At 39.0% G+C, this 13100-nt stretch carries 15 protein-coding genes; 14 read left to right on the top strand and 1 reads right to left on the bottom strand.

Annotated features, from left to right (window positions below; genetic code table 11):
- Window positions 1-2: 2 nt before the first annotated feature.
- From def to spoVM, 10 genes are all read left to right on the top strand, one after another.
- A complete protein-coding gene (gene def, locus A8L44_RS01675; RefSeq protein ID WP_066100599.1) occupies window positions 3-488 on the top strand; it encodes a peptide deformylase in 486 nt (161 codons plus the stop codon).
- The gene (fmt, locus tag A8L44_RS01670; protein WP_066100596.1) at window positions 485-1426 is read left to right on the top strand and encodes a methionyl-tRNA formyltransferase; all 942 of its coding nucleotides are present in this window, start codon (window positions 485-487) and stop codon (window positions 1424-1426) included. Before def ends, fmt begins: the two co-directional genes overlap by 4 nt.
- Window positions 1427-1429: 3 nt before the next feature.
- A complete protein-coding gene (gene rsmB, locus A8L44_RS01665; protein ID WP_066100593.1) occupies window positions 1430-2776 on the top strand; it encodes a 16S rRNA (cytosine(967)-C(5))-methyltransferase RsmB in 1347 nt (448 codons plus the stop codon).
- Between the two features lie 3 nt (window positions 2777-2779).
- Window positions 2780-3865: a 23S rRNA (adenine(2503)-C(2))-methyltransferase RlmN gene (gene rlmN / locus A8L44_RS01660; RefSeq protein ID WP_066100590.1), complete on the top strand. Its 1086-nt coding sequence runs from the start codon at window positions 2780-2782 to the stop codon at window positions 3863-3865.
- Between the two features lie 4 nt (window positions 3866-3869).
- Entirely contained in the window at window positions 3870-4622 is a 753-nt protein-coding gene (locus A8L44_RS01655) for a Stp1/IreP family PP2C-type Ser/Thr phosphatase (RefSeq protein WP_066100586.1), read from the top strand.
- 5 nt (window positions 4623-4627) lie between these two features.
- Window positions 4628-6664, top strand: coding sequence for a Stk1 family PASTA domain-containing Ser/Thr kinase (gene pknB, locus A8L44_RS01650; RefSeq protein ID WP_066100585.1), 2037 nt, complete (start codon window positions 4628-4630; stop codon window positions 6662-6664).
- An 18-nt stretch (window positions 6665-6682) separates the two neighbouring features.
- Complete coding sequence (gene rsgA / locus A8L44_RS01645; RefSeq protein WP_066100580.1) at window positions 6683-7564, top strand: ribosome small subunit-dependent GTPase A; 882 nt, start codon at window positions 6683-6685, stop codon at window positions 7562-7564.
- A gap of 2 nt (window positions 7565-7566) precedes the next feature.
- Window positions 7567-8214: a ribulose-phosphate 3-epimerase gene (rpe, locus tag A8L44_RS01640; RefSeq protein ID WP_066100577.1), complete on the top strand. Its 648-nt coding sequence runs from the start codon at window positions 7567-7569 to the stop codon at window positions 8212-8214.
- Window positions 8215-8462: 248 nt separating this feature from the next.
- The gene (locus tag A8L44_RS01635; protein WP_066100574.1) at window positions 8463-9107 is read left to right on the top strand and encodes a thiamine diphosphokinase; all 645 of its coding nucleotides are present in this window, start codon (window positions 8463-8465) and stop codon (window positions 9105-9107) included.
- A gap of 73 nt (window positions 9108-9180) precedes the next feature.
- A complete protein-coding gene (gene spoVM / locus A8L44_RS01630) occupies window positions 9181-9261 on the top strand; it encodes a stage V sporulation protein SpoVM (RefSeq protein ID WP_049671465.1) in 81 nt (26 codons plus the stop codon).
- Window positions 9262-9473: 212 nt separating this feature from the next.
- Here the strand turns inward: spoVM and rpmB are convergent, their stop codons facing one another.
- Window positions 9474-9662 carry a 50S ribosomal protein L28 gene (rpmB, locus tag A8L44_RS01625; protein ID WP_066100570.1) on the bottom strand — a complete coding sequence of 63 codons (189 nt, stop codon included), beginning with the start codon at window positions 9660-9662 and terminating at the stop codon, window positions 9474-9476.
- A gap of 244 nt (window positions 9663-9906) precedes the next feature.
- On the opposite strand from rpmB, the gene A8L44_RS01620 reads away from it, so the two are divergent.
- From A8L44_RS01620 to A8L44_RS01605, 4 genes are all read left to right on the top strand, one after another.
- Window positions 9907-10269, top strand: coding sequence for an Asp23/Gls24 family envelope stress response protein (locus A8L44_RS01620; protein WP_066100567.1), 363 nt, complete (start codon window positions 9907-9909; stop codon window positions 10267-10269).
- 18 nt (window positions 10270-10287) lie between these two features.
- Window positions 10288-11964 (top strand): DAK2 domain-containing protein, encoded by a 1677-nt coding sequence (locus A8L44_RS01615; protein WP_066100564.1) that lies wholly within the window; start codon window positions 10288-10290, stop codon window positions 11962-11964.
- Between the two features lie 96 nt (window positions 11965-12060).
- The gene (gene sdaAB, locus A8L44_RS01610) at window positions 12061-12723 is read left to right on the top strand and encodes an L-serine ammonia-lyase, iron-sulfur-dependent subunit beta (protein ID WP_066100561.1); all 663 of its coding nucleotides are present in this window, start codon (window positions 12061-12063) and stop codon (window positions 12721-12723) included.
- Between the two features lie 32 nt (window positions 12724-12755).
- Entirely contained in the window at window positions 12756-13100 is a 345-nt protein-coding gene (locus A8L44_RS01605; protein WP_066100558.1) for a hypothetical protein, read from the top strand.

Genomic DNA, 13100 nt, shown 5'->3' with positions numbered 1-13100 from the left:
AAGTGGCAGTATTACCTATAGTAAAACATCCGGATAAAATTCTTGAAACTCCCTGTAAAAAGGTTGAAGTTTTTGATCGTAAATTAGCGAAGTTACTTGATGATATGTACGACACAATGATAGACGCGGATGGCGTGGGATTGGCTGCGCCGCAAATCGGCAAAAATATTAGAGTAGCGATTGTTGATGTAGATGATGAGTCTGGAACATTTGAATTAATTAATCCGACAATTCTTTCCACGAAGGGTAAGGATCGTGATGTGGAGGGCTGTTTAAGTTTTCCCAATCTGTATGGAGAGGTTGAACGACCTGCATATGTTAAGATACAAGCACAGGATCGTCAGGGACGAACGTATATTTTAGAAGCTGAGGATTACTTGGCCAGAGCTATTCAACATGAAATGGATCATTTGGAAGGAATCTTATTTACTTCAAAAGTTGTGCGTTATATAAGTGAAGAAGAGTTAGAAGGGTATGAAGTAGAATGACTAGAATAATATTTATGGGAACACCTGATTTTTCTGTCGGTGTATTAGAACGTTTAATAAATGATGGATATGAAATCGTTGGTGTCGTAACCCAGCCTGACCGTCCGGTTGGACGGAAACGCATTTTGACACCACCTCCTGTAAAGGTGACAGCCGAGAAACATGGTATTCCAGTTCTCCAGCCAGAAAAAATTCGTGTGGATTCAGAAGTTGACAAGGTACTTGCTTTAAATCCAGACTTAATTGTTACCGCGGCATTTGGACAAATCCTGCCGAATCGTTTATTAGAGGCTCCAAAGTATGGTTGTATAAACGTTCATGCCTCCTTACTGCCTGAATTACGTGGTGGTGCACCTATTCACTATGCAATCATGCAAGGGAAAGAAAAAACAGGTGTAACCATTATGTACATGGTAGAAAAGCTGGATGCAGGTGACATGCTGTCAAAAGTAGAAGTTCCAATTGAGGAAACTGACCATACAGGCAGTTTACATGATAAATTGAGTAAAGCTGGTGCACAACTGGTTTCTGAGACCATTCCAAAATTATTGAATGGAGAAATCACTCCAATTAAACAAAATGAGGAAGATGCTACCTTCGCTTTCAATATTAAAAGAGAACAGGAATTAATCGATTGGGCACAAGGCGGAGAAGAGGTTTATAACCATATCCGCGGTTTACATCCATGGCCTGTAGCCTATACTTTGTTAAATGGAACAGTTTTAAAGGTTTGGTGGGGCGAAAAAGTGAAGACCGCCAAGCAAGGTAGTGCCGGTGAAGTGCTTGATATCGAAAAAGATGGTTTCGTTGTGAAGACAGGAAATGATACAGCAATCAAAATTACTGATTTACAACTAGCTGGTAAAAAGAGAATGACTGCTGAACAGATGCTCCGAGGTACTGCAATCATATCAACAGGAATGAAATTGGGAGAATAAAGAATGCCACAAAAAAAGAATGTAAGAGAAGTTGCGCTTGATATTCTGGTGTCTGTCGAAAAAAGCCAGGCATACAGTAATCTATCATTAAACCATGCCATAAAAGAAAATGAACTCTCCCCACAGGATGTAGGGTTGTTGACCGAGCTGACGTATGGAACGATACAACGGAAAATGACATTGGAATACTATGTTAAACCGTTTATCAAAAACCCTAAAAAGCTTCAATCCTGGGTGTTATTGCTCATTGAAATGACAGTTTTTCAAATGTTTTATCTTGATCGGGTTCCTGATCGGGCTGCTATCCATGAAGCAGTGGAAATTGCAAAAAAACGCGGCCATCGCGGAATTGCCTCATTGGTTAATGGTGTACTGAGGTCTATCCAACGTGAAGGAGTTCCATCATTGGATGACATAAAAGATCCCCTGGAAAAAATCTCAGTCTCAACAAGCCATCCATTATGGCTTGTAAGAAAGTGGGCAGAGGACTTTGGAGTGGCTAAAACCAAGGAAATGTGTGAGGAGAACTTGCACGCTCCTGTTCAAACCGGCAGAGTAAACCTGACGAAAATCAGCAGGGAAGAATTGATGGAAAAGCTGAAAAGCGAAGGATACATGGTTGAACCAAGTCTTTTAATAGAAGAAGGAATTCGCTGCCTCAAAGGTAATATGGCTTTGTCAGCAAGCTTTAAAGAAGGGCTTTTTAGTATTCAGGATGAGAGCTCCATGCTTGTGGCTTATGCTTTAGCACCGAAAGAAAATGATACGATTCTTGATAGCTGTGCGGCTCCAGGCGGGAAAACCATGCATATGGCAGAAAAGATGAACGATACCGGGCAAATTTACGCACTTGACCTTCATGCACATAAAACTAAATTAATTGATATGCAGGCAAAACGTCTTGGTTTATCGAATATTGTAACCAAACAAATGGATGCCAGAAAAACTCAAGAATTTTTTGAAACAGAGATGTTTGATAAAGTCCTTGTGGATGCTCCTTGTTCAGGACTAGGAGTGTTAAAGCGTAAACCGGATGCCAAGTATACAAAAAGCGAGAACGATTTGAGCGCGCTTGCGAAAATTCAATTTGATATTTTACATCAAGTATCCCAATTGGTAAAAAAAGGCGGTACAATAGTTTATAGTACTTGTACTGTTGGCAATGATGAAAATAATGATGTGATTGATGCGTTTATACAGGCGCATCCTGAGTTTGAAAAGGATCTTACCCTAAAGGAAAGAATGCCGGAACCGGTAAGACCTTATATAATGGATAATAGTTTGCAAGTACTACCTCAATATTTTGGAAGCGACGGATTTTTTATTGCTTCTATTCGAAAGAAGGCATAAGGAATGGAACAAACAACAGCTAAGGAAGTAAAGAAACAGGAGCAACTCCCATCTATATATTCCTTACAATTAGATCAACTGAAAGAATGGCTTGAAGAAAACGGAGAAAAAGCATTCCGGGCAACACAAATTTTTGAATGGTTATATGAAAAAAGGGTTTCTACTTATGAAGATATGACGAACCTTTCCAAAAATTTACGTACAAAATTGGAAGAATCATTTACATTAACCACTTTAAATACACTAATCAAGCAAACATCAAAAGACGGCACGATTAAATTCTTATTTGAATTGAAGGATGGTTATTCAATCGAGACCGTATTAATGCGCCATGATTATGGAAACTCAGTCTGTGTAACCACACAGGTTGGCTGCAGAATAGGCTGTACATTCTGTGCATCCACTCTGGGCGGGTTAAAGCGAAATCTTGAAGCAGGTGAAATTGTTGCACAGGTTGTAAAAGTGCAGCAGGCCCTTGATGAAACTAATGAGCGTGTTAGTTCCGTAGTAATCATGGGTATCGGGGAACCATTCGATAACTATGATAATATGATGGGATTCTTACGAATCATTAACCATGATAAAGGGTTAAATATCGGAGCGCGTCATATAACGGTTTCAACTAGCGGAATCATTCCTAAAATATATAAATTTGCAGATGAAAAATTACAAATTAATTTTGCGATTTCCCTGCATGCGCCAAACACTGAGCTTCGCAGTAAGCTTATGCCTATTAACAGAGCCTACAAGCTTCCGCAGTTAATGGAAGCTGTTAAGTATTATGTTGAAAAAACGGGCAGAAGGATTACATTTGAATATGGTCTCTTTGGTGGTGAAAATGACCAAGTAGAGCATGCGCTTGAACTTGCGGCACTTATCAAGGATATAAAATGCCATGTGAATTTAATACCGGTCAACTATGTTCCAGAACGGGATTATGTCCGGACACCAAGAGAGCAAATCGATCTGTTTGAAAAAACATTGAAGGATCAAGGCGTTAATGTTACTACGAGAAGAGAGCAAGGGCATGATATTGATGCGGCTTGCGGACAACTAAGAGCAAAAGAGAGGAAAGAAGAGACGAGGTGATGGGATGAAGGCAGTTTTTAGGACAGACCGGGGCAAGGTGAGAATCCATAATGAGGATCAGGGCGGTATATTTTACAAGGAAAATTCTCAAATGGTTTTTGCTGTCATTGCCGATGGAATGGGTGGTCACAAAGCTGGTGATGTAGCAAGTGAAATGGCTGTTTCCAAACTAAAAGAAGCATGGGAAACCGAGTTGCAGTCTGATTCACCAAGTTCAATCGAATTGTTTTTGGAGGAGCAGGTTAAAAGGGTTAACCATGAAATTTTTGAGCACTCCATGGCACACGAGGAATGTGAAGGAATGGGGACAACAATAGTTGGCGTAGTTTGTACAGACAAATCAGCCACCATTGTGAATGTTGGAGATTCGAGATGTTATCTGCTGAATGATAGTGGGTTTAAACAAGTAACTGAAGACCATTCCCTGGTTAATGAGCTTGTCCGTTCCGGTCAAATATCTAAAGAAGACGCCGCACATCATCCTAGAAAAAATGTCATCCTTCGCGCTCTTGGAACAGAAAATAGTGTGGATGTAGATATTAAAACAATCAGTTTTGAGGAAGGGGACCGTCTGTTATTATGCTCAGACGGCCTCTCTGATAAACTATCTGAAACTGAAATAGAAACCATTATTACAGGCAATGATTCTTTAGACCATATTGCAGATACATTTATTCAAAAAGCTAATGAAAACGGAGGAGAAGATAATATAACTCTAGTAATCCTTCTGCACAGCTTTGAAAGTGAAAGAGGGTGAGTTATATGTTGACCGGCAAACGAATTAGCGATAGATATAAAATCCTCCGTATGATTGGCGGAGGCGGTATGGCTAATGTTTATCTGGCAAGAGATATGATTCTTGATCGTGATGTAGCATTAAAAATTCTTCGTATGGACTTTTCCAACGATGAGGAATTTATCAGGCGCTTTCATAGGGAGGCACAATCAGCCACAAGCCTGACTCACCCAAACATTGTTAGTATTTATGATGTTGGAGAAGAAGGCGATATATATTATATTGTGATGGAATTTGTCGATGGTATGACCTTAAAGCAATATATCCAAGCCTATTCGCCAATTCCGGTTGAGAAAGCCTTGGATATTATGAAACAAATTACATCAGCGGTCACACATGCCCATCAGAACCATATTGTACATAGAGACATTAAGCCGCATAATGTATTAATTGATCATGACGGCAATGTGAAAATCACTGACTTTGGGATTGCAATGGCTCTTAGTGCAACGTCCATAACTCAAACGAACTCTGTTCTTGGGTCGGTTCATTATTTGTCTCCTGAACAAGCAAGAGGCGGTATGGCGAATAAAAAGTCCGATATCTATTCTTTGGGGATAGTGATGTTTGAATTACTTACAGGCCGATTGCCTTTTTCCGGTGAGTCTGCTGTTTCGATTGCCCTGAAGCATCTGCAATCAGAGACACCGTCTCCAAGACGATGGAATCCAGCTATACCTCAAAGTGTGGAAAATATTATCCTAAAGGCAACCGCAAAGGATTCATTTCACCGATATTCGAGTGTGGAGGAAATGGAACAAGACATAGAAACGGCCTTGAATCCAGACAGATTAAATGAAAGCAAATTTATCATCCCAAGTGATGATGACGCGACAAAAGCGATTCCGATTATTACAAACGATGAAATGTTTGGAAATCATGATGAGACGAAAATCCTGACTCTGGACGAAGATACCGTGATGATGGAACCAGCGGAACAATCAAGCGGTAAAAAGGGATTGTTAAAAAACAAAAAGCAAAAACAAAAGCAAAAGAAAGATAAAACAAAAAAGCAAAAGCAACAGCCTAAGAAAAAGAAAAAATGGCCTAAAATAATTGGGGTTATTTTAGCCAGTCTAATTTTGATTGCTGTTCTGGCTGTCTTGTTTTTGCCGGGAATGCTCGCAGCAAAGGATGTTAAAGTACCTGATGTAAGGGATGAACAATTGGAAAACGCTCTGTCGACTCTAATTGAGCAAGGTTTTGAAATCGGTGAGACGGTTGAAAAGCCTGATGAAGAAATCGCCGCGGGAAATGTTATAAACACTGATCCTGAAGCAGGTGATACCGTTAAGGAAGGTTCAGTTATTAATGTATTTTTCAGCAGTGGCAAAGAGCAGGTAGAAGTTCTCGATTATGAGGATCGGAATTATGAAGATATTAAATCACTCATTGAGGGTTTCGGATTCAAAGATATTGAGATAGAGCGGGTAAATGATGATTCAGAAGTAGGGACTGTACTTGAACAGGATCCTAGGCAAGGGGATGAGGTCATCCCATCGGAAACCATTTTGAAATTAACGCTAAGCAGCGGCCCAGCCAAAATCACCCTGAAAGATTTAACGGATTACAACCAGAGAGCACTGGATGATTATGAGGCTGATACCGGGTTAAAGATTACAATCGCAAAAGAGGAGTACAGTTCGAAAATTAAAGAGGGACAAGTCATTTCCCAGGAACCGGCTGCCGGCACTGCTGTTGAGATTGGGTCGGAAGTCAAAGTAACAGTTTCAAAAGGAGAAGAAGAAATTCCTCCTAAGGTTATGAGTAAAGAGGTTACCATAACGTATGATGAAGAATTAGCCGGTGTGCCACAAACCGTGACCATCCTAATTGAGGACTTAAATAACAATATGACAGAACCTGTTGAAACGTTTGAAATGACTTCAACTGTCAAAAAAACGTTGCAATTTACTATCCCGCATGATGGAAAAGCAGGGTATAAGATTATAAAGGATAACAGTGTTTATGATGAGGGCGTTATTAGTTATTCGGATAGTTAACTTTGAAGGAGGGAATATATGCCTGAAGGAAAAATTATTAAAGCACTGAGCGGCTTTTATTATGTAGCGGATGAAGGTCAAATCATTCAATGCAGAGGCCGAGGTGTTTTCAGAAAACAAAAGGTAACTCCGCTTGTTGGAGATACAGTTATTTATCAAGCGGAAAATCCAACAGATGGATATATAATGGAAATTAAAGAACGCCAAAATGAATTGGTACGTCCGCCTATTTCAAATGTGGATCAAGCGATTCTCGTATTTTCCGCTGCAGAACCGGATTTCAGTACGAGTTTATTGGATCGATTTTTAGTTTTGGTTGAATCGAAGAATATTGCTCCAATTATTTGTATCAGTAAAATGGATTTACTGGAACCTGAAGAAAAAAAAAGGATTCATGAATATGCCGATCAGTACAGGGCAATTGGCTATGATGTTATATTAACGTCTTCCTTGGAAGAAGCAGGAGTATCAGAGTTAATGCCTTTCTTGAGGGGGAAAATCTCAGTATTTGCAGGACAATCCGGAGTAGGCAAGTCTTCTTTGTTGAATGTGCTTGATCCTTCTCTTAATTTGAAAACTAATATCATTTCCTCCCATTTGGGCAGGGGGAAGCATACAACAAGACATGTGGAGCTTATTGACCTTGGTGATGGGTTATTAGCTGACACACCTGGTTTTAGTTCGCTTGAATTTACTGAAATTGAAGCAGAGGAGCTGCCAGGCTGTTTCCCTGAAATCAGGGAAAGAAGCTCAGAATGCAAATTTAGAGGCTGCTTGCATGTAAAAGAGCCAAAATGTGCTGTAAAGCATGGTGTTGAAATTGGGGAAATCCAGAAATATAGATACGAGCATTATTTGCAGTTTCTGGAGGAAATAAAAGATAGAAAGCCGAGGTATTAACGATGGTTAAAATTGCTCCATCCATATTATCAGCTGATTTTTCGAAATTGGGAGAGGAAATACGGGATGTAGAAAGAGGGGGAGCAGATTGGATTCATATCGATGTTATGGATGGTCATTTTGTTCCTAATATAACGATTGGTCCACTTATTGTTGATTCTGTACGCCCCATCACTAAATTAATGCTTGATGTTCATCTCATGATTGAAAATCCTGACCAATATATTGAAGCATTTGCAAAGGCCGGTGCTGACTATATAACAGTTCATGCGGAAGCCTGTACACACTTGCATCGTACGATCCAATTAATTAAATCCTATGGGGTTAAGGCAGGGGTAGTATTAAATCCAGGGACGTCACCTGCCGTTTTGGAATATATTTTGGATGATCTTGATATGGTCCTCTTAATGTCGGTCAATCCTGGCTTTGGTGGACAAGCCTTTATTCCAAGTGTCCTTGATAAAATCGAGCAGGTGGATAAAATGATCAAAGAAAAAGGCTTGTCTATCGAAATTGAGATTGATGGCGGTGTAAATGAGGAAACTGCCAAGTTGTGCATTGAAAAAGGTGCAACAGTTCTTGTGGCAGGTTCGGCTATATATAATAAGGATGATAGAAAGAAAGCAATCGCTGCCATTCGTGGGGAATAATTTTGTGTGAGTTTTTTCCCTGTTATAAATTCAGTTAGAAGAGCAGTTTATGTGGTCTATAAATGATTCTAAGTCTATTAGCCAGATCATTGTAAGTATAAAAGAAGTGAGCAGGATTTGTATACCAGGGGGAAACCGATCTGGTATCTGAATTAGTAAAGAATCATATAATAAAAAAGTAAAGGGTTGTCCATTCGCTAAAAGAGGATAACCCTTTTTTTGTGAAAATAAGTAAAGGAGCTGACTTTATGGAAATAAATATCGTCGCAGGCGGTCCTGATATATATATTCCGGATTTAAGGAAGTTAAATAGCAAAGAGATGATTTGGGTTGGTGTTGATCGGGGCTCGCTACAAATTTTAGAGGTGGGTATTCATCTACATAGTGTGTTTGGTGATTTCGATTCAATCTCTAAGGATGAGCTCAACCGTGTACGAGAGCACAGTGAACACTTTTATGAGTATCCTCCTGAAAAAGATGCTACCGACCTGGAATTAGCTCTTGAATGGGCTTATAAGCAAGTGCCGGACAGAATCACGATTTATGGGGCAACGGGCGGCAGAATGGACCATACATTGGCCAATATCATGATGCTTGCAGATGAGAAGCATATGAAAGAAGGAATTCCTACAAGAATAGTGGATCGTAACAATGAGATCAGACTTTTTAAACCTGGTTCCTATGTATTGGATGAGACTGAGTTTAAATACATATCGTTTATACCAATAACAGAAGAAATAGAGGGAATCACCCTTGTAAACTTTAAATATCCATTATCAAATGTCACTCTTTACCGTGGCCGGACATTATCGGTTAGCAATGAATTAAATTTTAAAACTGGTACTTTTTCGTTTTTGAAAGGCATATTATTGGTGGTAAGAAGCAGAGATTGATTTATGTGTTGGAATTTTTACTATATAAATGAAAATGTATAATGAGAACCGGGCAGAGCTAAGGAGGGACACAATGAAATTTTATACAATTAAATTGCCCCGCTTTTTGGGAGGAATCGTCAAGGCGATGTTGGGAGCTTTTAAGAAAGGATAATTAAATATATGGCACCCTGTAAAAGGGTGTTTTTCTTATGTTTAATTTAATTCTTTATAAAATTTCTTGTCTTAGGCTAAGTCCTGGAAATTATAAAAATTTTCCTTCGGTGGTTTTATTTTCATAAAAATATTCAAGAACACAAGACTAAACAGGGGTTATGATGGGAAAAATAAACAAGCATCCTTTAAAAGGATGCTTGTTTTCGTTTATTATACGCGTTCAACTTTACCAGATTTTAACGCTCTTGTAGAAACGTATACTCTTTTCGGTTTTCCGTTAACAAGAATACGAACTTTTTGAACGTTAGCTTTCCATGTACGTTTGTTAGCGTTCATGGCATGAGAACGATGGTTTCCGGAAGTTGTTTTTCTGCCGGTAATAACACATTTGCGTGACATAGCCCAATTCCCTCCTTACTGCCTATATTAATCATTTCTTTTTTAGTCGGTCTCTTCAAAAGATACTTTAATAATTTAACATACCTATCGCTATAATGCAATACAATTGAAAGGGTCTTTCAAGAAAAAAACCTTGACATACTATTTTATCTTTGATTAATTGGAAAAGGATAAAGGCTTTCCATTCAAAAGTGATTATAGTAAAATGGATTCTAGCTATGGTTACTATAAAGGGGGAACAAACATGTCCATTGAAATGAGTACAAAATACGGACAAATAGATATTTCTAATGATGTATTAGCAATCATTGCTGGTGGAGCAGCCGTAGATTGTTACGGGATCGTCGGTATGGCTTCAAAACATCAGATTAAAGACGGAATCAGTGAGATACTGCGTAAAGAGAACTTTTCCAAAGGAGTCGTAGTCAGACAGGTTGAAGATGAATTACATATTGATATGTATATCATTGTAAGCTACGGAACAAAAATTTCCGAAATAGCTCATAATGTTCAATCTAAGGTTAAATATACATTAAGCCAAACTGTTGGACTTTCGGTAGAATCCGTTAATATCTTTGTTCAAGGGGTTCGTGTTACGAATCCGTAATTTAAGGAGGAAATTTGAGTGGCTATAACATCTATTGACGGCAAAAGATTCGCCGAAATGGTCATACAGGGTGCGAACAGGCTGTCTGCCAACGCTAAATTAGTTGATTCATTAAACGTATTTCCTGTGCCTGATGGTGATACAGGAACAAATATGAATCTTTCCATGACATCAGGTGCTAAAGAAGTGAAAAATAATGTACAGGACCATATTGGTAAGGTTGGTTCTTCTTTAGCTAAAGGATTGTTGATGGGAGCGCGTGGAAACTCAGGCGTTATTTTATCCCAATTATTCAGGGGATTTGCAAAAAATATTGAGCCAAAAGCGACCATTGATGGTAAAGAATTTGCTTTGGCATTTGAAGCTGGTGTAGAAACTGCCTACAAAGCGGTTATGAAACCTGTTGAAGGAACGATCCTGACGGTTGCTAGAGAAGCATCAAAAGCAGGCCTTGCAGCTTCTGAAACGGAAACAAATATCATTGCAATTATGGAAGCTATTTTGAAAGAAGCTAAAGCTTCATTAAAACGTACTCCAGATTTATTGCCAGTGCTTAAAGAAGTAGGCGTAGTAGATAGTGGTGGTCAGGGATTAGTTTTCGTTTATGAAGGATTTCTGGCTGAATTAAAAGGTGAAAAGCTTGCTGAAACACCTGAATCCATGCCTAAGATGGATGAGCTTGTAAAAGCAGAGCATCATATCAATGTTCAGGGACATATGAAAACAGAAGATATCGAATTTGGATATTGCACAGAGTTCATGGTCCGTTTTGAACCTGAAAAGATTGCTGAGAATCCTTTCAATGAAGAGCAGTTCAGAAATGACTTGAGCCAGTACGGTGATTCCCTGCTTGTCATTGCAGATGATGATATCGTAAAAGTCCATGTTCATGCAGAAAATCCTGGGAACTGTTTAAATTACGCTCAACAATACGGCAGCTTGATTAAAATCAAAATCGAGAATATGCGTGAACAGCATTCAACGATTTTAAATGAAACTGCGAATGACTTACGAGAAACTGCACCTGTAAAAACAGAGAAGAAAGATTTTGGTGTAGTAGCGATTGCTATGGGCGAAGGAATTGCTGATTTGTTCAGAAGCATCGGTGCAGATGTGGTGATTGAAGGCGGACAAACTATGAACCCTTCAACTGAAGATATCGTAAAAGCAATTGAATCTGTTAATGCAGATCATGTATACATCCTTCCAAATAATAAAAATATTATTATGGCAGCTGAACAGGCTTCCGATGTAATGGAAAAGGCTGTTACAGTGATTCCAAGTAAGACGATACCTCAAGGGTTAACTGCCTTGTTGTCCTTTAATCCTGCTGCTTCAGCAAGCGAGAATGAAGGTATAATGAAAGACGCGCTGGAGAGTGTTATAACAGGACAAGTTACGTTTGCGGTACGTGACACAAACATTGAAGGTCTTGAAATCGAGAAAAACGACTATATGGGCCTAATTGATGGTAAGATAAAAGTGAAAAACAAGGATAGAGTGGAAGCGGCTAAACAGGTGCTTGAAAACATTCTGGATGATGCTGAAATCTTAACGATTCTTTATGGTGAAGAGAGCTCACAGGATGAAGTGGACCGTCTAGTTCAATACTGTGCGGATAGCTACCCAGAAGTAGAAGTTGAAGTGCATAACGGAAAACAGCCGTTGTACTCCTATATTTTTGCTGCTGAATAAAAAGCATATATAAATCATCACATTAATAGAAGGGGGATACCCCTTCTATTTCAGTATGTAAAGATTTTTTTTGATTTTACTGGGAGAGGATAAGAAATGAAATATAAAAGTGGATTTGATATAATCGGCCCAATAATGGTTGGTCCTTCCAGTTCTCATACGGCTGGGGCTGCACGAATAGGACGGGTGGCGAGAAGCCTGTTTAATAGAAAGCCTAAATGGGCGATTATTTCATTTTATGGTTCATTTGCCAAAACGTACAAGGGACATGGAACCGATGTCGCCATTGTGGCTGGGTTATTAGATTTCGATACTTCGGATACACGTCTTATTCAATCTCTTGACATAGCAAAAGAGCAGAACATAGAAATCACATTTGTAGAAGAAGATGCTGTAACTGATCATCCAAATACAGCCAGAATTAGAATGGGCGATGATACCGGAGAAATGGAATTAGTCGGCATTTCGATAGGCGGTGGAAAAATAGAAATACTTGAACTGAATGGGTTTGAATTACGTTTATCAGGCCATCACCCGGCCATTTTAGTTGTACACGACGATCGTTTCGGAGCTATAGCAAGTGTTTCTAATGTCCTAGCCAAGCATGAAATTAATATTGGTCATATGGAAGTATCGCGAAAAGATGTAGGAAAAATGGCTCTAATGACAATTGAGGTCGATCAAAATATCGGTGATGATATAGTAGAGGAAATTTCATTGCTGAATCATGTGACACAAGTTACAAAAGTTTCAGATTAAAAGCAGACTACCCTTTATTAGGAGGTTACTGTATGTTTCGCAATGTTGCCGAATTAGTTAAACTTGCTGAAAATAAAGGTGAGAAGATATTTGACATGATTCAGCAGGGAATGAAGTGCATCGTCATATCAAAGGAAACGCTTATCAGGCAGATGAATCAAATTCTAGCCGTTTTGGAACAAGCTATCGAAAGAGGATGGGATGACATTCGTTCTCATATACGGTTTAGCATCCTCTGTGATGAAAGAATTAAAGCAATGGTTAACATCATACAAATGTTGCCGATATCATTGCATGAAACAGCTCAAGGTGGATTAGCTGCTACACCAACGGGCAAAGAAATAAATGAAAAATACTTAGGATTTCAAAGGATATAA

This window comes from Bacillus sp. FJAT-27986 (assembly GCF_001685035.1).
Classification (GTDB): domain Bacteria; phylum Bacillota; class Bacilli; order Bacillales; family Pradoshiaceae; genus Pradoshia.
The sequence above is the reverse complement of the archived record's forward strand: the minus strand, read 5'-3'. Positions and strand labels throughout refer to the sequence as shown.